General features: G+C 56.0%; 28 protein-coding genes and 3 pseudogenes. 14 read left to right on the top strand and 17 right to left on the bottom strand.

The features are described 5' to 3' along the window. Window positions 1-96: 96 nt before the first annotated feature. The 3 genes and pseudogenes from tnpA to EC86_RS0125680 all read right to left on the bottom strand — a co-directional run bounded on the left by tnpA (window position 97) and on the right by EC86_RS0125680 (window position 1,245). Complete coding sequence (tnpA, locus tag EC86_RS0125690) at window positions 97-432, bottom strand: IS66 family insertion sequence element accessory protein TnpA (protein ID WP_029528581.1); 336 nt, start codon at window positions 430-432, stop codon at window positions 97-99. 86 nt (window positions 433-518) lie between these two features. Then, window positions 519-743 (bottom strand): annotated as a pseudogene (locus tag EC86_RS0125685) (IS982 family transposase); the annotation flags it as partial. Window positions 744-789: 46 nt separating this feature from the next. Next, on the bottom strand, window positions 790-1,245 hold the full coding sequence (locus EC86_RS0125680) for a hypothetical protein (RefSeq protein ID WP_156955543.1): 456 nt from the start codon (window positions 1,243-1,245) through the stop codon (window positions 790-792). Here EC86_RS0125680 and tnpC point away from each other — a divergent pair. Next, window positions 1,240-2,670: an IS66 family transposase gene (gene tnpC, locus EC86_RS0125675; protein WP_232229797.1), complete on the top strand. Its 1,431-nt coding sequence runs from the start codon at window positions 1,240-1,242 to the stop codon at window positions 2,668-2,670. The genes EC86_RS0125680 and tnpC overlap by 6 nt on opposite strands. Window positions 2,671-2,727: 57 nt before the next feature. Beyond that, the gene (locus tag EC86_RS0125670) at window positions 2,728-3,030 is read left to right on the top strand and encodes a hypothetical protein (protein ID WP_156955542.1); all 303 of its coding nucleotides are present in this window, start codon (window positions 2,728-2,730) and stop codon (window positions 3,028-3,030) included. 157 nt (window positions 3,031-3,187) lie between these two features. On the opposite strand, the gene EC86_RS30460 is transcribed toward EC86_RS0125670, so the two are convergent. From EC86_RS30460 to EC86_RS27370, 11 genes and pseudogenes are all read right to left on the bottom strand, one after another. Then, window positions 3,188-3,322, bottom strand: coding sequence for a hypothetical protein (locus EC86_RS30460; RefSeq protein ID WP_269635763.1), 135 nt, complete (start codon window positions 3,320-3,322; stop codon window positions 3,188-3,190). Window positions 3,323-3,429: 107 nt separating this feature from the next. Next, a complete protein-coding gene (locus EC86_RS29375; protein ID WP_156955541.1) occupies window positions 3,430-4,683 on the bottom strand; it encodes a caspase family protein in 1,254 nt (417 codons plus the stop codon). A gap of 119 nt (window positions 4,684-4,802) precedes the next feature. Next, on the bottom strand, window positions 4,803-5,180 hold the full coding sequence (locus EC86_RS0125660; protein ID WP_156955540.1) for a hypothetical protein: 378 nt from the start codon (window positions 5,178-5,180) through the stop codon (window positions 4,803-4,805). A 1,194-nt stretch (window positions 5,181-6,374) separates the two neighbouring features. Continuing rightward, window positions 6,375-7,220, bottom strand: coding sequence for a hypothetical protein (locus tag EC86_RS29365; protein WP_156955538.1), 846 nt, complete (start codon window positions 7,218-7,220; stop codon window positions 6,375-6,377). 286 nt (window positions 7,221-7,506) lie between these two features. After that, window positions 7,507-7,668, bottom strand: a complete 162-nt coding sequence (locus EC86_RS29360; RefSeq protein ID WP_156955537.1) for a hypothetical protein — start codon at window positions 7,666-7,668, stop codon at window positions 7,507-7,509. 118 nt (window positions 7,669-7,786) lie between these two features. Then, on the bottom strand, window positions 7,787-8,668 hold the full coding sequence (locus EC86_RS0125645) for a hypothetical protein (RefSeq protein ID WP_029528575.1): 882 nt from the start codon (window positions 8,666-8,668) through the stop codon (window positions 7,787-7,789). 372 nt (window positions 8,669-9,040) lie between these two features. Then, a pseudogene (locus tag EC86_RS29745) lies at window positions 9,041-9,796 on the bottom strand (DNA-primase RepB domain-containing protein); the annotation flags it as partial. A 170-nt stretch (window positions 9,797-9,966) separates the two neighbouring features. Further along, entirely contained in the window at window positions 9,967-10,464 is a 498-nt protein-coding gene (locus tag EC86_RS29740) for a hypothetical protein (RefSeq protein WP_198026929.1), read from the bottom strand. Window positions 10,465-10,858: 394 nt separating this feature from the next. After that, window positions 10,859-11,131: pseudogene (locus EC86_RS30670) on the bottom strand (relaxase/mobilization nuclease domain-containing protein); the annotation flags it as partial. Window positions 11,132-11,238: 107 nt separating this feature from the next. Beyond that, window positions 11,239-11,715 carry a hypothetical protein gene (locus EC86_RS27375; RefSeq protein WP_051676442.1) on the bottom strand — a complete coding sequence of 159 codons (477 nt, stop codon included), beginning with the start codon at window positions 11,713-11,715 and terminating at the stop codon, window positions 11,239-11,241. A gap of 325 nt (window positions 11,716-12,040) precedes the next feature. Next, a complete protein-coding gene (locus EC86_RS27370; RefSeq protein ID WP_051676440.1) occupies window positions 12,041-13,198 on the bottom strand; it encodes a DNA-binding protein in 1,158 nt (385 codons plus the stop codon). A gap of 445 nt (window positions 13,199-13,643) precedes the next feature. On the opposite strand from EC86_RS27370, the gene EC86_RS0125625 reads away from it, so the two are divergent. Both EC86_RS0125625 and EC86_RS0125620 read left to right on the top strand, forming a co-directional pair. Further along, window positions 13,644-14,177 (top strand): hypothetical protein, encoded by a 534-nt coding sequence (locus tag EC86_RS0125625; RefSeq protein WP_051676438.1) that lies wholly within the window; start codon window positions 13,644-13,646, stop codon window positions 14,175-14,177. A 57-nt stretch (window positions 14,178-14,234) separates the two neighbouring features. Further along, window positions 14,235-14,468, top strand: a complete 234-nt coding sequence (locus EC86_RS0125620) for a helix-turn-helix domain-containing protein (protein WP_029528570.1) — start codon at window positions 14,235-14,237, stop codon at window positions 14,466-14,468. A gap of 1,116 nt (window positions 14,469-15,584) precedes the next feature. Here EC86_RS0125620 and EC86_RS0125610 read toward each other — a convergent pair. Together EC86_RS0125610 and EC86_RS0125605 are read right to left on the bottom strand one after the other, a co-directional pair. Beyond that, a complete protein-coding gene (locus tag EC86_RS0125610) occupies window positions 15,585-16,178 on the bottom strand; it encodes a hypothetical protein (RefSeq protein WP_156955535.1) in 594 nt (197 codons plus the stop codon). Window positions 16,179-16,321: 143 nt separating this feature from the next. Continuing rightward, window positions 16,322-16,771 carry a hypothetical protein gene (locus tag EC86_RS0125605; protein WP_156955534.1) on the bottom strand — a complete coding sequence of 150 codons (450 nt, stop codon included), beginning with the start codon at window positions 16,769-16,771 and terminating at the stop codon, window positions 16,322-16,324. 767 nt (window positions 16,772-17,538) lie between these two features. Between EC86_RS0125605 and EC86_RS0125600 the strand changes: the two genes are divergently transcribed. From EC86_RS0125600 to EC86_RS0125555, 9 genes are all read left to right on the top strand, one after another. Next, complete coding sequence (locus tag EC86_RS0125600) at window positions 17,539-18,171, top strand: ParA family protein (protein ID WP_051676436.1); 633 nt, start codon at window positions 17,539-17,541, stop codon at window positions 18,169-18,171. Between the two features lie 40 nt (window positions 18,172-18,211). Then, window positions 18,212-18,466, top strand: a complete 255-nt coding sequence (locus tag EC86_RS0125595; RefSeq protein WP_029528566.1) for a ribbon-helix-helix domain-containing protein — start codon at window positions 18,212-18,214, stop codon at window positions 18,464-18,466. Between the two features lie 326 nt (window positions 18,467-18,792). Next, on the top strand, window positions 18,793-19,590 hold the full coding sequence (gene trfA, locus EC86_RS0125590; protein WP_051676434.1) for a plasmid replication initiator TrfA: 798 nt from the start codon (window positions 18,793-18,795) through the stop codon (window positions 19,588-19,590). A 245-nt stretch (window positions 19,591-19,835) separates the two neighbouring features. Continuing rightward, window positions 19,836-20,090: a FitA-like ribbon-helix-helix domain-containing protein gene (locus EC86_RS0125585; protein WP_029528564.1), complete on the top strand. Its 255-nt coding sequence runs from the start codon at window positions 19,836-19,838 to the stop codon at window positions 20,088-20,090. Further along, window positions 20,087-20,503 (top strand): type II toxin-antitoxin system VapC family toxin, encoded by a 417-nt coding sequence (locus tag EC86_RS0125580; protein WP_029528563.1) that lies wholly within the window; start codon window positions 20,087-20,089, stop codon window positions 20,501-20,503. The genes EC86_RS0125585 and EC86_RS0125580 overlap by 4 nt, the downstream gene beginning before the upstream one ends. Window positions 20,504-20,510: 7 nt before the next feature. After that, window positions 20,511-21,041, top strand: a complete 531-nt coding sequence (locus EC86_RS0125575) for a hypothetical protein (protein ID WP_029528562.1) — start codon at window positions 20,511-20,513, stop codon at window positions 21,039-21,041. A 151-nt stretch (window positions 21,042-21,192) separates the two neighbouring features. Next, the gene (locus EC86_RS0125570) at window positions 21,193-22,122 is read left to right on the top strand and encodes a DNA/RNA non-specific endonuclease (protein WP_084181807.1); all 930 of its coding nucleotides are present in this window, start codon (window positions 21,193-21,195) and stop codon (window positions 22,120-22,122) included. A 186-nt stretch (window positions 22,123-22,308) separates the two neighbouring features. Next, window positions 22,309-23,262: an LAPAL motif-containing putative phage structural protein gene (locus EC86_RS0125565; protein ID WP_156955533.1), complete on the top strand. Its 954-nt coding sequence runs from the start codon at window positions 22,309-22,311 to the stop codon at window positions 23,260-23,262. 537 nt (window positions 23,263-23,799) lie between these two features. Next, window positions 23,800-24,015 (top strand): hypothetical protein, encoded by a 216-nt coding sequence (locus EC86_RS0125555; RefSeq protein WP_029528558.1) that lies wholly within the window; start codon window positions 23,800-23,802, stop codon window positions 24,013-24,015. A 55-nt stretch (window positions 24,016-24,070) separates the two neighbouring features. On the opposite strand, the gene EC86_RS29355 is transcribed toward EC86_RS0125555, so the two are convergent. Beyond that, a complete protein-coding gene (locus tag EC86_RS29355) occupies window positions 24,071-24,358 on the bottom strand; it encodes a hypothetical protein (RefSeq protein ID WP_156955532.1) in 288 nt (95 codons plus the stop codon). A gap of 66 nt (window positions 24,359-24,424) precedes the next feature. Between EC86_RS29355 and EC86_RS0125550 the strand changes: the two genes are divergently transcribed. Further along, window positions 24,425-24,766 carry a hypothetical protein gene (locus tag EC86_RS0125550; protein WP_029528557.1) on the top strand — a complete coding sequence of 114 codons (342 nt, stop codon included), beginning with the start codon at window positions 24,425-24,427 and terminating at the stop codon, window positions 24,764-24,766. The last annotated feature ends 18 nt before the right edge of the window (window positions 24,767-24,784 follow it).

The following is a 24,784-nucleotide window of genomic DNA, read 5'->3' as shown; positions in this document are numbered from 1 at the left end:
CGTGCCGCGCCAGTGCGTACAGGCCATCGAAGGACAGCCTCATGCTCACCGGTTGACCATAAAGGAAGACGCGAATCTGGCCTTCGGGGAAGAACATCAGCGCCGAACCAGGGTGAGGGTCAGACCCGCGCCGAGGTCCAGGCGCAACTCCAGTACCGGGCAAGGCGCGGGCGCACCCGAGCCCAGCGTACCCAAATCGACGAAAGCCACCGGTGCCTGGCTTTGGGCGTCGTGCTTGAGCTGGCGAGGCACGCCAGCCCCACCAAGCAAGCGCGAACGCCAGCGCGCAAAGCTGCTGCGGCACAGACCCTCACGGCGGCAGAACGCCTCTACCGTCAATCCGGCGCCTTCAAAGCGTTTGAACGCTTCGAGCCAGGCTTGCTCGTTTAAACGGTGACGGCGCTTTACGCCCTCGTTGACCGTGGCTTGCATCGCTGTTGCTCCTCATCGTAAATCGATGAAGGCATTGTTCCCGGCGACACCTTTGCAAGGAAGGACGCCGTTCAGTTACCGGTTACAGTCATAAAGCGGCAGACGGTGCCACCGTAGAACGCTTTGAACTGCCGACCGCGCATTGTGTGAAACAGCACCACAATCGTGGTCATCTCGGACAGCGACATGGCGCATTCCCGGTTACGCCGCTGCTTGTCGCTGCGCTCGTCGAGCAGACGCTGCGCAAGCAGCGGCTCGAATTGCTGGCAGAAGTCGTCGATCAGACAGAACAGCTCCGTGGTCTTGTCCATCATGGGGCACCTCCATAGGCATCGGATGCGCCAATTTTGCAGCCAGTCACCTCTGGTTTGCACGCCGCAGGGAGGCTCCGCTTATCCAGAATTCAGGTTCCATAAGCATTTTTTTGGCCACCTCCAGATCGACCTGGTCCGGGATTAAGCCAATGAATTGAGCTGCATGGCGGCGGTACACCTTCGCATCTATGTCGTGCATGAATTTCGCCGCCGACTGCCCTGTCTTCAGCGCGCTTTGTCGCGTCAGCGCCACTTTTTCAGCGTCCTGATCCGACGCCAGCCGCAATGATCTCAAGCGCACCAGCGTCTTCATGCAAAGCACCCCCAGCGCCCCCAGCGCCTCCAGAAGGACGGTCAGCGTGCTCTTTTTCGCGGGCCCATAGCGGGTAAAACCGGCCAGGGGCAGGCCTTGAGCGCGCTCATACCATTCCTCTTTGTGACTGTTCAGCCCTCCTGAATTGCAGCCCAAGGGGTTTATGTCAAACTTGAAGCCGTGCAAGAACCAGACGCTACTGCCGACCTGACGCTCCAGGCCATGAACGAGAAAGCCCAAGCGCTGCAAGGGCAAGTGCAGGCGCTCACGAGCGAAGTCGAAAGACTGCGTTTGCGCATCAAGGAGCTCGAAGGCCAGGCATCGAAGAACAGCAAGAACTCGAGCAAGCCGCCATCTTCGGACGGCTTGAAAAAGACGACCTCGCTGCGCGTGGCCTCGGGCAGGAAGCCGGGCGGTCAGGCCGGGCACGCGGGCAAGACGTTGGAGCAAACAGACAGGCCAGACATCGTCATCCGGCATGCGCTGCCCGAGCGCTGCGATGCCTGCCAGGCGACGCTGTCCAATAGTGATGCGCAAGTTCACCGGCGCGGCCAGGTGTTTGACATCCCGGCCGTGCGTTTTGAGGTGGTGGAGTTCCAGACGCTGCAACTGCGCTGCCCGTGCGGCAAGCTCCACGAGAACGAGTTTGCGCCCGAAGTGTGTGAAGTCGCGCAATACGGCCCGAACGTGCGGGCGCTGGCGGTGCACCTGACGCAGGGCCAGTTGCTGCCTTTCGCGCGGGCGGGCGAACTCATCAAGGACCTGTATGGACTGGACATCTCGCCGGCCACGCTGGTGCAGTGGGTGCACGAGGCCGCGCAGGCGCTGGTGCCCACGGTGCAGGCCATCGTGCAAAGCGTGCAGGCCGCAGCGGTGGTGCATGTCGATGAATCGGGCCTGCGCGTAGCGTCTTGCCTGCAGTGGCTGCATACGGCCGCCACGGCCACCCACACTTGGTACGGCGTGCATCCCAAGCGGGGCATGCAAGCAATAGCCGACCATGGGGTGCTGCCCAACTACGCGGGCACGCTGGTGCACGACTGCTGGGCGCCCTACTGGAGCCTGGAGTGCGCGCACTCGCTGTGCGGCGCACACTTACTGCGCGAGCTGATTTATCAAAAAGAGACCACTGCGCAAGCGTGGCCCCAGGGCCTTATCGAGTTGTTGCTGGCCGCTGACCAAGCCTGCAAGGCGGCGCGTCAGACCGATACGGCACTACAGGCTGTGCAGGTCGAGGTCTTTGCCAGCCAATACCGCGCCTTGGTGCAGGAAGGCCAGGCGCAAAACCTGCCAGCGGCCAAGGCGCTAGGACAACGTGGCCGGGCCAAGCAGTCAGGTGCCTTCAACCTGCTGCGCCGGCTGTTGGAGCGAGAGCAGGAGGTACTGCGCTTCATGCGCGATTTGGGTGTGCCCTTTACCAACAACCTGGCCGAGCGCGCCATTCGCATGCCAAAGGTCAAGCAGAGAATTTCAGGCTGCTTTCGTACCTTGCCGGGCGCGCAGAATTTCTGCACCATCCGCTCCTATCTGGACACCGCGCGCAAGCAAGGCTTTGGCATGCTTCACGCCATGCGCGCCGTCTTCTCGGGACAGGCCCTGGCGCTCGCGTAGGCTGAACAGTCACTCCTCTTTTCTATTACTTTCTGTTAGTTCATTCCCGAGCTTGGGGTGAACACGATCAAATGCATCAGTCTTGAGCGTCCACCAACGGTTCATCCCACGGCTGTAGGGATGCAGCGCATCGCCTCCAAGCCGATTGACTTTCAATGCAGGCTTTTCGGAGCCATCTTTCAAGTGGCAGTGGAGTTTTTTCCCCTGTTCAACCCGGTTTCCCTGCTTTCGGACGCATTCATCCCTGCCCCAGGGATTTCTGTGCCCGGTGCTTCATTTAATCTATCCCCTAGGGAAATTGGCACTGAACGCGATGTATTCAAGTGCGCGATTCATCAGCAGTTAGAGAAAAGCTATTGATTCGGCACTAAAACACTGAAGTTCGGCCACAAATAACTCTATTTTTCATTAGAAACTGAATTGATGATCCAGTCCTAGCCGGCAATGCTGTGAATGCGCTGGGGGTTTGCCTCGAATACTTTGAGCGCTTGCACGAGTTGAGCGTCTTGTTGCGTTCTCACGGCAGCAGCAGTCCACTCACGTACGGTCGGAAACCGCGCCGCTGAGCGGGAGTGTGCAACACCGGATCAAACCGCACTGCATAGTCTTTGAGCCGCTCGGGCAGCGCAGGAAAAGCAAGACGAGTAGCCATGGCGTTTCACCTCCTGTCATATTTTCTCACCGATCAAATTCCGATTCAACAAAGTATCGATAAAAATACAGATGCCCTCCTTTCGTCGTTGTGTGCTCCGTCCTAAATCAGAAAGCATAGTAGACAATTTCTACCCTCTCCGAATCCATAGTCAATACCCGAAAGACAACAAACCTAATAGACTTCTGTCCTCTGTTGTTATACACATATAGATGTCCAAGCAATGCCTTCACGCTGTCACTGTAGGGACCCTTCGGCTTCACCGTCGTAAGGTCCCGGTCGGATTGCCCGCGATCCTCTAGGCCACTAATGAATTTATCGGAAACCAAGAACTCGAACTCCCCGTTAACGTTCCAATAACCGAAATCACCACCAGCACCTGCCTTCCAAAATTCCTTCTGAGAGAAGTCGTAAAAGGTGCCTCGTTCAATGATCAACCGCACTCCTTCAGGAGCAGCACTTGGCGTAAAAGAAGGAATCTCCGGAACCGGAACTGGAGTCGGAGTCGGAGTCGGAGCTGCAGCCAAGTAATATAAAAGGGGCAGCGCACACGTCATCAGCGCAACCGCAACAACGTTTCTATTGTTACGTGGTGGTAGTGGTAGTGGTAGTGGTAGTGGTAGTGGTGGGGATAACCGCTTCGCCGAGTTTGGAAAGAGCTGCACCCGTTGAGCAATATTGCCGTCTGATTGATCGGGACAGTGAATGGACGGACGAACAGGCTCATTGTGGAGTTTTCGTATTTGATCCCACACCAAGTGGCTAAGGTGATCCAGTGTTAGCACGTCTGGCAGCAATGGATCACCAGCAGCTAGCGCACGAAGAAGACCGTCAGTGAACATCGTTCGGTCGTGCCCTATAGGACTTCTAGCAACACTATCTTTATCTGCAGCACAATAAAGGGCAGTGCCTCGCGTCGGAATCTCACTTTTGGCACTTTGCCCTTCCTCCGCAAAAGCTTTTGTCGCGCCGCGCATTATTGCGTCCGTTCCTTCGGACTGAAAGGTAGCTAAAGCTTCTGCGGCAAAGCAACAGTCGAGCACGATAAAGCGACAATAACGTCTTGCTTTAGATTTCAACTCTTCAGCTAAGAACGACACTCTTAGGCCGCTAGCCCCTTCATAGCCGTGCTCCAAACTTTGAATTGCTAGTTGATATTCGTTATTGTACGGGCCCGTAAAAAAGCCATGCCCAACGTAATAAACAATTAAGTTTCGAGTAACGTCCTGTGAGGCTGCGCCACTCAATCGGTCTAAAAAACGTCCAATTTCTACTAGTTGATTTCCGGCTGTTTGCGACGAATCAAATAAATCAAGAATGACATTGTCTGAAAGGTCGAGTCCGTTAACTGCATTCTGCAAATATGCTCGAAAGTCTCGCCGAGAGTTAGCGAAAGCTATGTTGTCAGAATATGTGTGTCGGGGGAAGGTAGACGCACCCAACAAAATAGCGGCTGTAAAAGATACCATGATCCTGAAGCCTACTCATTCTGCAGGCCGCTCTCTAATTTTGACTTAAATATATTGGTGATGATTCGCTCCACGTCTTCAGGCTGCACGTTTTCAGCAGCGACAGATCCATCTGCACCAATAGAAATAGTAGCTTTCCGTTTGCGGAGCCAGTCCGAAATTCCTTTTGCCAACTCCATCGCCGGGCCACGAGCAAGTTCCACGACTGCAGGAGCTGCCAACATTGCTATCAAAACAGTGCCGGCGTCCATTGATGTGGAGTCGACCTTGGCTCGCTTAAGCGTCACTCCTACGATATGTGATCTTAAAAAGCTCTCAAGATCTGATGTAAGTCGATTGGCCTCGGCAGCACTAGTTGACTTCACACTGATTGATAGAATGGTTTCCATGCTGCCCTCGCATAGTTTTCTTACAGGCTGGGGTTTGAGGTCCAACGGAACGGAAAATTGTTTTAAGCCACGAAAATATAAAGAACCAATGATTCAGCTTAAAAGGCTATAAAACTTCAAGTTTCAATCGAAATTCGTAATGTCGCACATTAGATTTTGTCGATCGGTGCCGTTTTGAAGGGCAGCCAAATTGAGTACACCCATCCTGGCCGCCCGAAATTCTGATGGACAAAAGCTAAAAAGTCGATGAAAGTTGGCTACAACGTATTTGGCTACTTCAATTGACCAGTTAAACAGGTTTTCCGTTCCACTGCACCTCAGACCCCAGGCTCTGAAGCATATTAAGCCTACTGCGGTGCTGATGCAATCTTTGGCTTCTTGTAAGCTACTGCTTTGTGTGACGTGATGGCGGGACTGCTGGAGGGCGCGGACAAATGACGTCCGTTTAGCAGCGCCAGAACCTGCTCGGCCTGATAGCCCAGGCCTGCGCCGACGGGGCGCGCTTGAACCCGGCATGCCGTCAGATCGGCCTGTCGTGGCGCAGCGTGCAGCGCCCGGAGGCGGCCGAGGGTGACCAGCGCCCTTCGGGAAAGCTATGTGTGCCCGCCGAACAAGCTGCGCGAAGAAGAGCGCCAGGCCGTGATGGCCACGCTCAACAGCGAAGCGTTCATCAAGGACTTGCCGCCAGAGCCAGATCGTGCCGCGCCTGGCCGACAGCGGCGTCTATGTGGCCTCGGAGTCCACGTTAGACCTCTTTTACAAGTGGCAAAGAGGGTTCATCTGGTGCAGTTGAGAAGAAAGCGCCCATTCCAGCCGCCACAAGACCCTGGAAGGGTCCAAGCCAAAGATTTGACTGCTGCATGAGTTGTAGCGGGGGTACAGTCGTAAATGGCTGTAGCAAGAATAGAAAAAAGACTGAGATAAGGTATGCGCACGAGATGCCAAGCGTCAATCGGTAAAGGAACTCATCGGCCCTTGCAACCTTCGCTCCCTTTCCTAGTCCGTCCATGACTAACACACCGATAGCGAGTGACAGAGTGGGAATAACAGTAGGCAAAAGCCAGCTCCAAACTTCAGTTGTCTTGTCTCCATATCGACCAAATATTGTCTGAAGATAGACCACAAAGAAAATTGTTCCGGCACCAAGAAACCAAACGGTAGCTAGACGGCGTTTGCAGCGGGACATTGACACGGTCATTGAAGTAGCCTTTGAAGTCCAGTTCCAACGATATGACGGTCTGCAGAGATTGATCCCGGATGTAGAAGAAGCGACTGATTCAAGTTGCCATCTTTCCAGAACTCGTAGATTAGCGCGGTGCAGAGCGTACCCGGCTCAATCGGTTGAAGCAAGAGGTCCAGTGGGAGAGTGTTTGTTCCTTCCCGAAGCCAACGGGTCGCATCGTCTCTTCCGAGCTGAGCGTCTACTGCAGCGAACTGCTCAGACGTCACCACGAATACGATGACACGGTATCGTCCAACAGGCGCCCTAAAAAGAGCCTCAATATATGAAGAGATCGAAAAAAATTTGCCATTTCTGCTTTCGGTATCCCAACGCAAGGAGCCTGGCTTAGGCATTCCATCGGCTTGGATGCTCTCCAGCCGGGTAACCAAGGCGAATCCCCTAGGTACTCCGTAGTAGCTTGCCTCAAAGTGTCCAGCCTCCCGTAGCGCGTGCCTCAGAGCTTCATCTATATCCTGCCACCGATCCGTCAGGACTGAATGTCTCGCAAGCACCCGTGGTATCGGGATTGTTATCACAGCTGATGGTGCAGGCGGTGGCCAAGGAAATAACCAGTTGGGAATGTTTTGTGATGTAGGCTTAGACTCCTCTTTTATGCCCAGGTTCAAAATTATTAATGAAAAAATCACAATAATCCAAATTGTGATAACCAATACGTAAGTTAACCTGGGAGACTCTGCAACTAACCCGGAGGGGAAGTATTGACGCGCAATGCGAGTAATCGAATAACCTATGACGATTGGTGTCAAAAAAAGTAGTGCAATTACAATTGCAATGGTGACTGCAACTTTCCAGTCCATCTTCCCACTCTTTTCTGTTTATTGATTCAGATAAAACAGCATTTAATTTCTTACTTTGAACCCAATCAAGAGGAAATTCAAGCTCTAGCAGGATGCTGAAATACCTCCAGACACCTCACGGCGAAAAGCTTTCGGTCTCATAGAACAGGCTTTCCCGCGACTCGAACCGTAGCCAGATGACGAGCACGAACGCCATCAAAAGCGCAGGAATCAAAAAGTGCCCTAATGCGGCATCATTTGTTATCCGCATCACGCGACCTCGTTTGGAAGCCCTCGCCGCTGGTCGTCACGCCACCACCGCAGCGAGGCCGGCGCCGACCACTGCAGCCAGGCTGATGACGTTGATAAACTTTTCCACAGGAATGTTCGGCAATGCAAGTCGTACTAAGGCATACATCAACAAGCCGAAAAGCAAACTAACACCAACACTGCTGAGTATTGCATTCATACTTTGTGACTTTTAGAAGCCAGCTTACAAACGCTCTTCACGAGCGCGCAAATCACCCGGTGTCAATCTACGCGCCGCATCGATCAGCGCCCTCTGCATTTAACACCCAATAATAAAATTACTCAATCACTGGATTCTGACCCGAGCCTCGCTTGAGTAGAACGTGCAAACGGTAGTACCCAAAGTTATCATCGAAAATGTGATCCCATGGGTAAATTAGGATGTCGCCATCGGCGCTCGCGATACGCTTATTGGGAGAGCCCGCTTGTAAAAAGAATGCCTTTTTCACGTGGTCCGGGCGATGGGCATCATCCCTCGTGCCAGGCTCTTTGATCCAGCGTTCCTTATGATCGCTGTTGCCGCTGTAAAAGGCTTGCCGCGCTTCGGGCAAGCTCACCAGCACACCGCCTTCTTGCCGCGCCTTGTGTCCTGAGCTTGGGTCTACTCCAAACGGATCCCGGCGCTTGGTCTTGACCTTCTTTTCCTCAAATTGCGTGTTGGCGAATTTCTCAGCTGCCCCGATGACTGGCGCAAGTTGTGGCAGGCCAAAAGCGGCTGACGTCACAGTGGCGCCGGCTGCGATAAGACCAATCAATGCGCCAGCTCCTTTGTTTTTGGTCTCTTCAGCAAAAGAAGCTATTCCTGTACAGGAGAAAAATTCGATCGTGTCTGTGCTCTTAACGCCGCTGACCATCACGCCCAAATAATCACCTGCATTCAAAAAAATAACTGCAGCGATGCTTTTGTCCTCTGGCGCCCAAAGGATCTGCTTACCAAACCCATCTGGAGATTCCCCGACCGAGACCATGGTCGATTTGGGCTTGGCCTGACCAGGTTCAACAAATCTTCCAGCGATAGTTTTCGTAGCGGAAACCGCCTGTTTGGGCCCGAAAAGCGCCGTATTTTGGCGAATAAAAGTGGTTCTTGCAGCCGTTATTCCCCCAATCTTGTCAATGATCGCCTGATTGGCCTTCATTGATTTAATAATACTGGGATTCATTTTTCACTCCTTCTTAATTAGAACGAATCAAAAATCATTATTCGGCTAAGCTTTATTTATTACGATAAATGGCAATGATTGGAATGATGACAGCCTAACAAGATTTATTTCCTAATTAATTGGTAAATACACTAAACAAGTGCAACTAGAAACTTCTCAATAGAACGGCTGAGCCATGACTTTTCCCCCCTGGAAAAAGAACCCCCAGAAAGCTTTTGGTAGCGGGACGTCCGGATGCAGGGTAAAAGACCTTTGGCCATCATGGCCCCGCATGCGCACCCGGCAGAAAATCTAACCCCATTTCACCTTCACCCCGGGAACCGAATGACCGGGCACGCTTCCTTTCTCTTTTTTCCTTCTCTTTTGCCCAGCTCACGGCGCCGAGGCATCCAGCGCCTTGCGCGCCTTGTTCACGATTTCCTTCACATACCGATCGGCATCGGGATGGCGCTCCGCCAGACTTGGCGAGGTGCGCAGCGCTGCCTTCACCTGGCCGGGCGATTGCCCTTCCATAAGCATTTTTTTGGTCACCTCCAGATCGACCTGGTCCGGGGTTAAGCCAATGAATTGAGCTGCATGGCGGCGGTACACCTTCGCATCTATGTCGCTCATGAATTTCGCCGCCGACTGCCCTGTATTCAATGCGCTTTGCTGGGCAAGCGCCACTTTTTTAGCGTCCTCATCGGACGTCAGCCGCAACGATTTCAGGCGCGCCAGCGTCTTCATGCAAAGCGCGCCCAGGGCCTCCAGAACGACGGTCAGCGCGCTCTTTTTCACGGGCCCATGGCGGGTAAAGCCTGCCATCGGCAGGCCTTGACCGGCGTCCTCTGGCGCCTGGCCTCCCCAGCGCTGATTCAGCTCCAGGCTGACCGCATCGGCCAGGCTTGGTTCATCCTCCCGGTCACTTTCCCGGGGCGCTTTCAGCACTGCCCGCAGGTCGTGCTTGCCGGACTGCTGCACCAGCGCGGGCACGTAACCGTCCGCGCGCAGACCGTCCAGGTTGGCAGGCGTCAGGCCCTGCACCACCAAATAATGGTGCGCTGGATCGACGGGCGTGAGGTACACGTCAAACCCTTTCCCGCTGAATTCCCGAAGTTTGGGGATCAAGGCTTCAACCTGGTCGGCGCTGTACCCAGGCGCAGGCTTGCCCGCCTTGTGCAGGCCGATACGGGGGGGCGCGCGCTCTTTCCCCAGGGGACGCAAACCATCCTTCAGGATCAGCCGGTAGACAGGTGCGCCCAGCGCCGCCGCCTGCTGGCGCCACGCCTTGACCTTGAGGTCTTCGTCATGCGCAACCGCTACTTGACCAATTTCTTGAAGAATCCGGACGGCTTGAGCGCGTCCAGACTCCCCTGGCTCGCCAGTTTGAGCAGTTGCCCCGCGCTGTCCTGCGGGAACGCGGTCGTCAGCCGCGTCAGGCTGTCCTTCGCCTCGTTTGTCGCCTTGATGGCCGTCAATGTGCTCGCCTCGCTGGCCAGCATCACCAGCTGTCCGTTCTTGTCCTTGGGCAGCACCGACTCGATCGCCTGGAGCCTCTCGTCCATCGCCTGCAGCGACTCGAGCAGCGGAATCATCACGTGCAGCGCCTGCGCCAGCGGCACGATCGCCGCGGCCAACTCCGAGGTCTGCAGCGGCAGCGCTGCGATCTGCTGTGTCAAGCCCTCCAGTTGCGGCTGCAGCGCCGACAGGCTCTGGCGCTGCGTCTGCAGATCGGCCTGCAGCTGGCTCATTTGCTCGCCGGTCGCGTGCTTCGCTTTGGCGTCGGGCAAGCTCTGCACGGTCTGTAGCTTCGTCATAAACAATTTCCTTTTGAATCGCGGCCCATTTGTACGCCGCGCCAAGCTGGCTGCCGGTCAACAGCACGCCTTCCCACTCGAATGCAAAACCGCTCATGCGCCCGGTGGACGCAATGTTGGGCACGGCCCTCACCCCGGCCGCGTCCAGCCTTTCCAGGAACTGCAGCGTCGTCGGCCGGCCCTTCAGCGCGTCGGCCACCAGTTCCTGCAGCACCTGCCGCGCGGGCTTGGTCTGTGTACGCAGCGCCATCTCGATCTCGGCCTTCTTGAGCCCGCTTTTCGCAGGCATCACGATCTTTCCCTCAGGCGTGTAGCTTGGGCCCCGGGTGACGGTCAGCTTGAATGCTTTTTCCAGCTCGCCGATGACCCGCGTGGAGATGAGGTTCTCCTGCTTGCCGAGAAACACCGTGCCATCGATCAGCACGCGGTTGACGATCAGGTGCATGTGCTCCTCGTCGTGCTTGAAGAAAGCGAACTGGGTGTTTTTCAGATCAAAACCCATCCGCTTGAGGTAGCTTTTCCCGATCGCCATCCAGCGCTCGTCGCTGATGTCCTCGCCTGCGGGCATGCGCAGGCTGTTGTGCCAGACCGGCTTGGCGATGTCGGGCCGGCGCGCGGCGATGGCCCGGAACTCCGCCGCCAGGCTGCTGATGCCGGTGCTGGCCATATTCCCGCCGAGCAGACGGCCGTGGCCCTTCTGCTTCTTTTCGCCCTCGAAGGCGTAGCTGAGCACGCCTTTGAAACCGCTGCCCCGGCTGATTTTCTGCATGCCTTTCATGGCAACAGCCCGGTTTGTTGATCGCCGTCGTCACCGTCTTTGCCTTCGTTTCCTTGGGCTTGGGCGTCGGCTTTGGCCTGTTCTTCAAGCTCGCTGCCCACGCCCAGGAGCGCCGCGCGGAACGTGGCCAGCGTCGCAGCCAGCTCGGCGATCTCCAGCCGGTCGGCGGCGTTGGCGCGCCGGGACAGCTGATTGAGGTTGCTGGCGGCACGGGCCAGCGCGCCGTAGGCCTCGAGATTGATTTCGGGAATCGCGCGCGGCAGCCGGCGCGCCAGTGCCAAGGTGCGCAGCCACTCGCCGCGCGGCAGCGCGCCGCGGCCGGCATCCAGCTGGGCCAGCTCGGCCGGGGTCAGCCGGCCGGTGACGCTGGCGCCCCGCTTTTCGCCGTGCGGCTTGGGCTTGGGGCCGCGCCGTTTGCGCCCCAGGGGGGCGGGGGCGGGCTCGCGGGGCGGGGAGTTCGGCTGTTCAGGCATTTGGACTTGGGCTGTTGGCTGTTGGGGTATTCAACCGGGCGCGAAGCGAACCGGCGACGAAGCGAAGCGAAAGTCGGGGGAATTAAGCGCAGCGAAATTAGCCCTTGCTTTAGTTCCGTATTTTCTCCTAATTGGCCATGATACCGGTGCCTCTGCGGCGTGTCAAATTTGGCGCTTCTGCGCTTTCCTTGCCTGGGATTGTTCGCGGTTTTGCAGTGGCGGTGCTTGGAAACTGGGATGCGTTCACCCTCCTTCCGGGCACGACGCCATACCCAAATGGCGCGGCCTGACACGGAAAAGGCGTTCCCGTGCCAGGCTTGACCTGCTAGGCCTGGGCTTCGGGCATGGCGCTCGAAGGATCGAAATCGATCGGGATTGAAGCCGAGGCCGGTATCTGCCCGGCAGCCTGCGCTGGGGCCGCTTTGTCCCCTGCCATGGGCACTTGCCAGCGCCCGATGATGGCCAGCAGCTCAGTCGTTTGCTTTTGCATGACCTCGACCTGGCCACGCAGTTGGGCGGCATCTTCCCGCGCTGCGCGGGTTACCCGGTCGGCTTCGCTGACTTTCGTCTCAGCCTCGTTTACACGCTTCTGGGCACTGGCTTCGTGCTGGCTTTGCGTCTGCTTGGCAGCGACGGCATCGGCCTTGGCGGTCGCAATTTCCTTGTTCAGCGCGTCCCGTGCCGTGGCGGCGTTCTTGGCTTGTTCCTGCAGTTCATCGCGTTGTTGTGCCACCGCGTCCGCGTGGCGCTTGCGCTCGTCGTTCAACAAGGTATTGAGCCGATCGAGTTCAGCAGCATGCTCCGTGCCGGCCTGCTTGCTTTGCTTTTCCTGCGCATTCAGGCGTTCGTGTACCTGGGTGAGCTCCAACACCTGCCTCTGGATCAGGGCCTGGGCGTCCGTCAGCTGATTTTTCAGTGCACCGGCATCGGTGCCTGCCTGGGTCAGCTTGGCCCCCAGATCGTCGGCCACGGCCAAGGCACTGACCCGCTCAGCCTTGGCAGCAGCCAGTTCGCCTCGCATGGCCTCCAGTTCGCGCTGCAGTTGCGCCAGGTCGCTCGCCGATGTCGTAGCACTGGCCTGAAGCCGGGTGATTTCCCGTTGCGCCGCTTCCACCTCCAGGATCTTGACTTCGTAGTCATCAGCCACTTCCTTGGACAAGGCATCTGCTTCGAGCCGCGCCACCTCCCACCCGGCCTGCGCCGACCGCAGGGCATTGTTGCTCAACTCCTGCGCGCTTTGCCACAGCGACCCCAGCAGGACGCGGCTGGCCTCTTCGATCGCCTGCGGTACCTGAATCAGCGCGGCTGGTGCAGGCTGGATCTTTTGCAGGTTTCGCCATGTTTTCATGGCGGTACACACATCGTTCATGCTGGCCCGGACCGCTTTGCGCACCACATCGACCGTGGGAAAAGACTCTCGACCACCCTCCTCGTAAAGCGCGTTGGCGGCGGCAAAAATGCGATTTTCGATCTCTTGGTCCATGGTGCGGCTTCTTATTTTAATAATAGTAATAATTTTATTACTATTACTAGTATGTGTCAACGTGTTGATAACGCGTGTCTTCTCGGTGTGCATGACCGCTTGTCGCGCGACAGGTTCAGTGAGTTCCAGGCACTCCCCACGCGTAATGTTCCTGTGTTGGCATGACGGCAGGACAGCCTCAAGCCTGAGCGGCTTCAAGTCAATCAACTCACAAGCAAGGTAGAGGTCCAATCTCGGCATTGGAATCGTGAGGTACCGCTCACGATTGATCAACGGGTAGCGACTCACACGACCCCGAGGATGGTGGCGCCACAGCACAGCGGTAAGCCAAATAAAGTGTTTGTAGAGTGCAGATTGAAATTTCCATGAATTTCATTCCACATATTGCGTTCAATTAAAGAATTGAATACAATAAGGTCATTGAAACTATTGTTAGGAAAAAATCATGAGATTTACAGCACAAATCATCTATGGCGCGGATGCGCAGCCGCTTTTTGCCGTCCTGCCTTACGAGGCTTATGTGCGCTTGCAGCATCAGGTGGGCTCGGCGGTGACTTTCGAAGATGATGGACAACGCTTTGTAAGCCTGCCCCATGGGGGGCCGAAGGCGCGGCTGGATGTGCTCAGACTGGTCGAGTTTCTCGCTCGCGAAAACATCCTGGAGATACCTGTCAACCAGCGCGCACAGGTCTACGAAAAGTTTCCGCAAGACCAGCAAATGACCCTGGATCCCTTGATCCGGCGTGACTTTCTGGGCCTGAAATCGCCTTACGTCAACACCATGCAGGCAACCAATGAGTTGATTGATTCGCTGGTTCGGACGGGCTTGTTTGAGCGCAGCAAGATGAAACACAAGGCTTTCTTTCGTGCCGTCAATTCAGTGAAGCTCAACCTGGAAAAAGTGCCTGAATTCCTGGAGCGCTTCCCCCCTCTGGCGGAAGAAGAAAAGATCCATTTGGCTGAGATGGCCTGTGCCTGAGTTTTTGCTGGCCATGTCCTTCATGGCTCAATTTTCTTAAGAACGAGAGCTGGTCTTATGCTTGAATTTCAAATGCTTGATGCCGCTTCCGATGATTTCCATATCCTGGTGAGGCTGTACAGGCACAAGCTTCATATGACAAGAAGCGAGCTTGCCAAGGCTTTGGCGCTCTCGTGCGAGGTAGTGACCGCGTATGAAGCGCCGCCGGTTTCGCATGCGCGTCCGGATGCAGAGCAACTGCAGAGGATGAACTGCTTTTTTGAGAAAAACCTCAAGGTGCCTCGTTCCTAAATCACGCAGACAGGATCATCTTATGGATGAGCGATCCTTGGACTCCGATTAAAGTTTTAGCGAAAGTAGTAATAATTAAATTATTACTACTATTACTTTAAATGATCAGGTTGGGCGCTTCAGAGAAATCGTAGCAAGCCGTGTGCAACTCGCGTGAGACTGATTGAATTTCTGCTTTTCTGTGCAGAGCCGTCTATTTGGGGGCGCTTCAGAAAAAGGAAAAAATCGTTAAGCCGGTTGCAGCGGTCGTAGCGGTCTGAACTTGCCCGGGCCGATCTTGGCGCTGCTGCGCAAGAGCCAATCTCGGAAATACCCCAAACACAGGGACAAGTCAGGTTCCCGTATTGAAGAGCTTGTTTAATTGGTTTTAGCTAGGCCTAGGGCACCTGGGGAAATCCGGGCCGCAACAAAAAAATGACAAGGGAGCGACCGTATGGATTCATGGGATGACGACCGCACAAAAGAGGCAATGCGTGACACTGCAGAGATCTTGGCCAACTTCACGAATCAGCTAAAGATGAGGCTGATGCCACATGACCACGACATGACGCCAGACGATGTCCTGCTCCTTTAGCGCCAGATCACATCGTTTGCTGACTCAATGAGCGATACATGCGAAGCCGCCAAGCAAGCGGAAGGTTCGCACGGCCAGCTCGGCGCGGCTGCAGATAAATTCCAGAAAGTGTCGGGATAGGGTCTAAGACGTTGACCGCATTCTGTCCAACAAAGACAAAAACGACCCCAGAAAAACACAATTTTCGTCAAGTTGGACTGTCAACCTAGGGTATACCTGTACGGTACAATTGTCTCAGGCAACTTCCGCTTTCGGCCAAATGCGGTCATTAGCTCAAACTGCGCAAAGCGGCCAGTCGGTATTCAGCTTAGGCAACCGCCTGCGCACCAAGAAATGCCTGTGAGAGAACAATATGCACAGTCGCGGATTTTGGGGGGAAAAGCACGGCTCTCGCGTTGAAGCGACCGTCTAGAACGTCGATCATGGGCCCGGCTGCAGGGATACGACGATGGCAAGGATAGTCGAAAGGCTAACAGCTGAGCAGCTCAGCAGCCGGGCAGTTGCGCGCGGAGCAGGCGGCTTGACCAAGGCTGCCGAGACGATCAATTGCGAGCCCCCGCGTCCAGTAGCCATGCATCGATCAAAAAGTATGCAAGGGCATAGCCCATCGCATAGTCGTCGGCGATGGTGAAGATCCGCATCTCGCTGTGCTGCTGACATTGTTTTAGGAATTCGGTCTGCATGTCCAGCCTGAGTCGGAATGCCTCCCAGTTCCCGGCAACCAGCGCCCCCTTGTCATCCGTTGCGAGCGTCCGGCCAATCCGATCGACTAGGATTCGTGCCGAAGCAAGACCTTCGACATCGTGCCTTTCACAAGCAGCCAAAATTCGCCGTGCGATCTGTGCCGCGATAGGAATGAACCGCAGCACCCTGACCTTCATGTCCAGCCCGTGACGCAGTTGCGCGAGCAAATGTCTCAGCCCCAGTTCGACTTCGCGGAGGTCGTTGCGCAAGAAGTTTATGTCGAGCAGCGCATGGAATCTTTGAACTTGAGTGTCCAGGTCAGCCAAGTGCTGTTCGCACATCCTGACGAACTCCAGATAGCGCTCTTCGTTGCCTTGGTTGGCCGCCTGACCCAAGCCGGATACGACATACAGCAGCCGCATGTTATCAACGAAGATTGCGGTGCAGATCACGAGTATCCATCGTGCAGCTGCCGTGCTCCGCTCACCCAGATCTGTCTCTGGTTGACCTCCCTGATAAAGGTTAATGGTGCCAGCCTTTACGACCGACGCCAAAAGCCCGATTGAGACAGCAGCGGGTGGGTTTTCAGCTGTCTCTAGGATTTTTTTCCGGAATTACTGCCGACCTTCAGGCCACGTGCGACGAACTCTTCGGTTTCCACCACGCGCGCGCGCAGGCCGATGCCGTTGGCGACCTCGAGGCCACTGAGATCGACCAGGCGGCTACGGAGTTGATCCACGTCGATACCCACCGCCGTCGATTGTGACTGCTTCAGTGCATCAAGAAGTATCCGCGCCAATTGTTCGATGCTCGCACGATCAGATTCCGGTTGACCATCGATCGCCTCAGCCACGACCAGCTGGCGCCCAGCAGTCGGTGCTTCAGCGAGCTTGTCGAAGTCGCCAGATGCCCATTTCCCGACTTGAGTCTTGAGAGCCTTATACGCATCCTTGACAGCTTCGCCGACAACGCCCTTGAGCGTGGCCTCGCCGGCCATCGTCAACACTGACACCACGAATGCCCCCACGGTAACGGGATCTGCCATGAACTCCTCCGTTCGCGCGAGACGCGCAAAACGCATCATAGTCGCTAGAAAGAAGGCCCCAGGCTAGATCTGAGTTCCGATCGTTATCCTCGGATCGAACGTCCGCTCAGCACCGAGCAATTGGTCCGCTTTGGGTCGAAAGCTGCCTGTCAGCGCAAGCATTTCATTTGCAGTTAGCGTGAGCACGCTTCCGCCGAATGCGAGCTGGCGCCTTCGATTGCAAGCACGTTTGCAGATAGCGTGAGCACGCGCCCACTTTCATTTGCAGTTAATTCGAGCCTAAATTGGCCTCGAATGCGAGCACGGTCGGTTTGAAACGCGAGCCGCTACATCTAGGTTGTCACCGTGAATAATCCGGTTGTCAATGCTGTTAGTAGGAAGGCCTTTGGGTGCACGAAAGGTGGAGACCTTATTGAGCACGCGGAACGGCACGTGATGATGATGGTTTACGACTTTCTCTTTTCCTACCCAATGCAGTGTTGGCATATGTTCTTTAATCTTTTCTATGTAGCGCAGCCAGAGCGAATGGATCATTATCCCCGCCATACAGTTCGTTTTGCCCCCTGTGTAACAGATGGGTCATCTGTAAGTGACCCCGTTCACGCTTAACGCGCACCGTTGCAATATGCACCAACGTTAGGGTAAGCGCGCCCGTAATTCGGCTACGCCTACAAGCCTTAATACGTACGTACGCACCCACTGAGTTACGTGCGTCCTTCCGTGGGCAAGCGCGTACTACACTGGGCCCCTCGTCTACAGGAAAAATCATGAAAACAGTTGTCATTGCCAGTCGAAAGGGCGGCGTCGGCAAGACCACCATGTCCGCACACTTGGGCGTGGCAGCCGAGGCCGATGACTTCGGGCCGGTTGCGCTCATCGACATGGACACACAAGAAAGCCTGGCTAAATGGTGGAACAAGCGCTTGGCTCTGACGCCGGTGTTTTCGACTGCCACGCTGGCCAACCTGAAGCAGCACCTTGCCGCCCTCAAGGAATCCGGCGTCAAACTAACGATCATCGACACGCCACCGCAGGCGACCGAAACGATCCGGGCTGTGATCGCGCATGCCGACCTGGTGCTGATCCCGACCCGGCCGAGTTCGCTGGATCTGGAAGCTGTAGGCGCGACGATTGAGATGGCCGAGGCCGAAGGCAAGCGCATGGTGTTCATCATCAATGGCGCAGCTAACCGCGCCCGCATCACTGGGCAGGCCGCCGTCGCGCTTAGCCAGCACGGCACCGTGGCGCCCGTGACGGTGTACCAGCGCGATGCCCTGGCCAGCGCCATGACGGACGGGCGAACCGCCGGCGAGATCGACGCCAAGAGCAAGGCATCCGAGGAAGTCGCCGATCTATGGGCGTACGTCCGCACCCAGCTAAGTAAAAAAGTAGGCAAGTAGGCACGTACGTACGTAGGAATTAGTAAAGGAAGCACTCTCAATGAGTACGCAAAATAAACCCACCGCGCTCAGCGCCGGCCTGATCGCCGTGAAGGGTCAAGCGGTTTCCGCTGCCCAGAGCGCACCGCTGTCCCTGCCAGCACCAGCACCTGTCATGGGTTATCTCAAGGCCATGACCCTGAAGTTGGATGGGGAGCGGTATCGCCAGCTCAAGCAACTTGGCCTTGACCGTGGCAAGACCTCGCAGGAGCTTTTGGTAGAGGCAGTTGATATGCTGCTGGGCCGGTCTCCCTGATCCGTATTCCTATTGGTAGACGGCTGTTTGGTGTTTAGTTATCCACAAGGTGTAGTGCAACGCTGACAGTACTTGGCGGATTAAAAAAGATTAGAAGGGATTAAGAATGATTAGCGCCTGTGGACAATTGCTTATTTGTGCACGGAATCAAGCACTTGCAAGGTGGCCCTGTCAGGCTTGCGCTACACAAGCGTCAGCGTTGCACTACATCGGCGTCAACGTTGCACTACACAAGCGTCAACGTTGCACTACACCAAAAAACGAGGCGTCAGCGTTGCACTACATGCCGCGTCAGCGTTGCACTATGTATGAACATACAGGCATTTATGTCTGAAGAACTTCCTGAAAATCTGCCGGCATGGCACCAAGACTGGCGCGGCATCCCGAACGCACTGGCACGCTCGGCGCTGTTCAACGTGTCAAACCTGCGCAGCGCAGAGCGACGCCACTTCAATCTTGCAGAGATCGCATCGACACGCGGCATCAGCCTGGTCTACACCGGCGCCGAACTGCGCCAGGATGACCAGGACGTGTTTCTACAAGTGCTGCATTTAGCCAAGGAACAAAAGCTCGGCGAAAACATTCGTTTTACCGCCAACTCGATGATCCTGGCACTGGGGTGGACGCGCAACTCGGAGAGCTACGAGCGTTTGGCGATCTGCATGAACCGCATGAAGGCAACTGCACTACGTCTGACCATTGAGCGACCAGAGGGCGGCCGCATCAGCTATTCCGGCTCGCTCATGGGGCAGTTCAGTTGGCGCGAAACCGGCTCGGACGATCCGCTGCGCGAATGGACAGTCTCGCTGGAAGAAAACATCGTCAAGCTGTTTGCGCCGGACGCCTACTCACTGTTGCACTGGCAGACCCGGCTTAGCCTGCCGCCGCTTTCCAAGTGGCTGCACGCCTACTACAGCACACACCGCGACCCATTCCCAGTCAAGGTTGAAACACTTCACCGACTGTCAGCTTCCAAAATGAAGGAGTTGCGCAAGTTCCGTTACGAGCTCAAGGCAGCCTTGGCGTTGTTGGTCGAGCGCGGATTTTTCTTGAATGCCCACATTGACCCTAAGAGTGACCTCGTGAACGTGGAACGTGCGGCAGACCGCAGGCGCCTGGAGTGACCTTTCAGGGGTTATAAATCGGAACTCCTGAAAATTCTGCCGAAAAACATCACAACCCATGTTTGCGGCCACTGAATCTATCCGACACGGTTTGTCATGCATGTTTTCCCCAGCCAAGAGTACCGTTTTCAACCCATGGTAGGCCACGCCAGAAAACAGATGCTTGACGACACGCAAATGCTTGCAGGTATTGCATGCAATTAATTACAATGACTGCATTGAATGTATTTTGACGAGGTGACGCCATGGCCATGCTGACAGTAAGAAATCTGCCTGATGAGGTGCATCGCGCGTTGCGGATGCAGGCCGCGCTTCATGGGCGCAGCACTGAGGCCGAGGTTCGGGAAATTCTGGCCATCGCGGTCAAGCCCGAGGCGCGCGTTCGCCTGGGCGAAGCGCTCGCGGCGTTGAGCCGCGATATTGGCCTGACCAACGAGGATTTCGAGGTTTTTGAGCGAGTCCGAGACAGGGCGCCGGCCATGCCGCTGGGGTTTGAATGATCGTCCTCGATACCAACGTTGTTTCCGAGGCGATGAAGCCAGAGCCGCACCCGGCCGTGCGCGCCTGGCTGAACGCGCAAGCCGCCCCAACGCTCTACCTGTCCAGTGTGACGCTGGCCGAGTTGCTGTTTGGCATCGCGGCGCTGCCCGCTGGCAAGCGCAAAGACATGCTGGCCAAGGCGCTTGACGGTCTGCTGGGACTGTTTCGGGATCGGGTGCTGCCCTTTGACACCGAGGCGGCCAAGCGCTATGCCGAGCTGGCCGTAAGGGCCAGGGCGGGCGGGCGAGGGTTCCCAACGCCTGATGGGTACATCGCCGCGATTGCGGCCTCGCGCGGCTTCATCGTGGCTTCGCGCGACACAGCGCCTTTCGAAGCGGCCGGCGTCCCCCTCATCAATCCGTGGGAGGCTTGAATTGCCCATGAATGAATTTCGCCGGCTGGCCGCAAGGATCGACCAGCACATGCAGCAGCTCGGTGCCCAAGGCGTCAACGACCCCGATGCCATCATCCATCGCATGATGGGATACACGCCCGACCTGCACAAGATCTGGGTCGGGACATCCGACGCTCAGCTCATGGCGCTGTCCAAGGAATTTCCTGGGTTCTATCGCTATGCCCTCATCATGGAAGAGGCGTCCGAAGTCGAGGGCTACAAGGCAGCGCGTCCCTATGACGGTGTGGCCGAGTTCTCTGATGCGCACAAGCAACAGGCGGTTCAACTGCTGGCCACGGCCGCGACCCTTGAGCGCGGCTACCAGGCGTTTCGTGCAAGCGGCAACCTACAAGTCTTCCAGCAACAAGTCTATGAACTGGGCCGGCTACACCGGCAATGGTTGGCCGATCTGGACAGTTTCAAAGCTTCTGTACGGGACGCGCAACCCAAGGCATTGGAATACGTGAACGAAGCGTTCAGACACCTGGTCGAGCGCATCAAACAGCTTGCCGGTTGATCGCCGGGACAGGCGGCGGAATTTTCGGCGGTTCCGGCTTAAAAACTCATAACAGCGCGATTGCACGCTATGCCCCGCGCACATTGCTTTAAATTCCTGAGGCCCCCCCTCTCTGGCCCAGATTCCTTTTGAAGTGTGCCCTGCCCAATCCATGAAAAAACGCAGTCTGTCTTCGCGTTCTCGCGCTTCCCAACTGATCCGCCGATCCGGCACGCTGCTCACGCTCTTAGTGGGCCTGTCGCTGCACTCGTGCGCTCCGGTTCCTGCGCAGCGCGAACTGGCGGCCGCTGGCGCAGGCCTGGAAAAGCTGGTCAAGGAACTGGGCACAGTGGTGCGCGAGCATGCAGTCGCGTCTGTGAACTCGTCCGGGCCTGCCCCTGGCATTGCAAAGGGGGAGGTGGACAACAGCGATAGCACCGGCGACTTTGCCGCCTGCCGGCAATTTTTTGCAGGAGGACGCTCGCCCGCCGTTGCGCCCCGGCCGACGCACCGCGCGCTGTGCTACGAGGCGTTCGCTATTCTGCACAGTGGCGAGACGCGCACGCCTGTTTTTGTGGCCGAAAAGCTCAACCGGCAAAGCATCCTGGATGCCGACGAAAAGCGGAGCGACAAGTTTTTCGGCGATGCGCGCCTGCCTCGCGCTGAACGCGCCGAGTTGACCGATTACAAGGGTTCCGGCTACGCCCGTGGTCACATGGCGCCAGCCGGTGACATGCCCACGCCGGCGGCCATGGCGCAGAGCTTCAGCCTCGCGAACATGGTCCCGCAGTCCATGAAACAAAACAGCGGCCCGTGGGCAAAGATCGAGAAAGACACCCGGCATTACGCATCGCGGGCGAAGGGCGACGTGTTTGTCATCACCGGTCCAGTGTTCGACGTCAGCAGCGGCACCATCGGCGCCAACAAGGTGCGCGTGCCCAGCCACCTCTTCAAACTGGTCTATGACGCGCAGACGGGGCGGGCCTGGGCGCACTGGCAACAGAATGCGGACAGCACGAAGGCTGGGCCACCAATCAGCTACGGCGAACTGGTCAAGCGCACGGGTGTGAACTTCTTGCCGGGAGCGCCCCGGAACGATTGAGTTTGGCGTAAAGGTCCAACGGCATCGCCCATACTCAGCAGGGCGTAAGTTACAAGTTGCAACATTCATCCATCGGCAAACAACCTGGCCACGACATCAGCATTGATCGCAATCGAGTAGGGCATCCCAGATGCGGTCGCGTCCTACCTGAAAGTTATGCAATTCGCAAGCATTAAGAAAGAAATCATGAGCTCGACAAGCGATAATAAAAATATGACTGCGTCTGTACATTTTTCTATCAAATACGATGGGCCGGCGCTTGCGACCCATGAGATGGATGTACGCGAACTTGCCCCTGCCTTGCTTGCTCTTTCGACGCTCTTGGAAGAGGCAAACCGAGTCGTTTATCCGGACTCCCCAGAAGTTCGCGTCAATGTAAAGGGTAGCTTCCAAAGCGGATCGTTTGGGATTGATTTCTCGGTTTTACAAAGTGTGCGCGAACAACTGGTGGCCATATTCTCCGGTCCCGAGGTGTCTGCAATATCCAATTTGCTAGGTATCATCGGCGGCATCGGCATGGTGGGCCAAGCTGCGGGATCGAACTTGATTGGGTTGATTAAATGGCTGAAAGGGCGCCATCCTAGCGAGATTCGTTTTGAGACAAACCGCGCCGTATTTGTCATCCAGGAAGAGGATTCGTACGAAACATTTGAAGCCGATCTGATCACCGCACGCCTTTATCACAGCAAGGTAGTTCGCCAGTCATTGGCCAAGGTAGTCAAACCTTTGGAGCGTGAAGGCATCGACATTTTCGTCGCTGGACGCGATGGCAAGATAGAGGTGAGCATCGAAAAGGAAGATATTGCAGCTTTTTTTCTGGCCGCAAATGAAGCAGAGGTTGTTTCCGACATAACCAGTGAAGGAAGCGTGCTGCAGATCGAATCACCGGTATTCAAAGAAAAAAATAAATGGCGATTTACTGACGGAACTAATTCATTTTTCGCCGAAATCGTTGATCAAGTATTTCTTGCAGGCGTCGAGTCTGGGCTCTCCAGGTTTGGCAAAGGCGATGTTCTTGTGGTTGACCTGCGGAAAATTCAATCCATTGTGGATACAGGCCTGAAAAGCGAATACGTGATCACCAAAGTGAGGGAGCATCGTGCGCCCCTGCAATCAAAGTTATTCCCACAGTTGAATTAAATTTCAACTTCCCAACCAAGCCCGCCCCGAGCGGGCTTTTTTACGCCCATCGAGATCAAAAATGCCTGTAAGGGTGGAATCCGAAAGGGCCAAAGTAAGGGGGCATGAACGGCTGATTTGCCAGGTGCTGATAAGCGCTTTTCGTATCGAGCTTCACAATGCAGTCACGCCACGGATCGGTGTCGCGCTTGTACCCCAGCTTGTCACAAGTTGGGCCATACCACTGGACCATACGGTCAACTTCTCGCTGCGTTCGGGCTTCGCGTTCTGCTGGCGTTGTCGCGCATCCGGCAAGCAAGGCTATCAAGAGCACGGGGGAAATACGGCGCATATTGACCTCCAATTCCTTGTCTTGCCCAGAGTTTGCGCCCAGCTGCGCGCCAAAGGCAAGACCCCAACAGCCCACCCCGCGCAGGTTTTTTTTATGTCTTCCCTAAAAAGCTCGACTGTTTAGCAACTAACGCTACCTGATGTGTCGAGCTCTTGCATATCAAAATAAGCATCTCAAGATTCTTGATTCAAAGAAAGGAGTTTGCAATGCCACTAGAGCTGCTTCAAAAAACATCGCGTAGAGCCCTGCCGTTGACCGTTACCGACATCGAGAGCATTGACAAGCTGAGAGTCTTGCACGCGTCAGGTCATGTGGCTATGCTCTTGCCGTCCGTCAATGCAAAGCGGCAATTCGCCCGGGTTCTAGCCATTACCGAAAAGGGGCGCGAAGCCCTTGCAAACTTTGAAACCGTATCTGGCTGAAAGCTCAACGCTGGATGCACCAGCCCGCCCCGCGCGAGCTTTTTAACGCCTGGGCTCAGTCTCGATACCGGTTTGTTCCATGCATCAAATCCACCAAGTAATCACCTTGCACATGGTCTTTGTACCAAGCCCAGGCTGTCCAAACGATGGACACAACAGCCACACACAGCGCAGCGATGTGAAGCCAGGTCGGCAACATTGGCGCACAGTCAATCGTTTTGGGCATTCTTGCGCAGAGCACGCTGTCTACTGTGTCGGTAAACAGCACACCACCAAAAGCAATCACTGCTGGCAGTAAATACCAAAGTGATTTGAAATATTTAGGTCTACGTCTTCTTGCCATCCTGCCTCCTTATTGACAAAGCCATCGTAGCTCAGCAATAGGCCATGCCCAAACTATCCTTCGAGCATGGCGCCAACCCCTTCACCATCGCACCACCCAGTCACGCCAGACTACCGGTATTTCGTGGTGCGTGGCCGGCTCTGGCGCATGGCCAATCCCGAACTGTCTGAGCTTGAGCGTGCCCGTCTCGTCGCCGACCTGATGCAGGCGCGCCGGGACGTGGGAAAAGCACTGCGCGGCAAAGACCTCGATGCCCAAAGACTGGCCCGCCAAGCCGTCGATGCGGCCAAGCGCAGCCTGGGCGAACGCGGGCCGCCATGGTGGACGGATGGCGCGCTTGATTACAACCGGCGCATGGTGCGCAATACGCCCTATGCGGGGTGGTATGCAGCGCTGGGCATCGAGTAGTCCTGGGGCGTTCCACTC

Origin of the sequence: Polaromonas glacialis, assembly GCF_000709345.1 — a bacterium.
Taxonomy (GTDB): Bacteria; Pseudomonadota; Gammaproteobacteria; order Burkholderiales; family Burkholderiaceae_C; genus Polaromonas; species Polaromonas glacialis.
The sequence above is the reverse complement of the archived record's forward strand: the minus strand, read 5'-3'. Positions and strand labels throughout refer to the sequence as shown.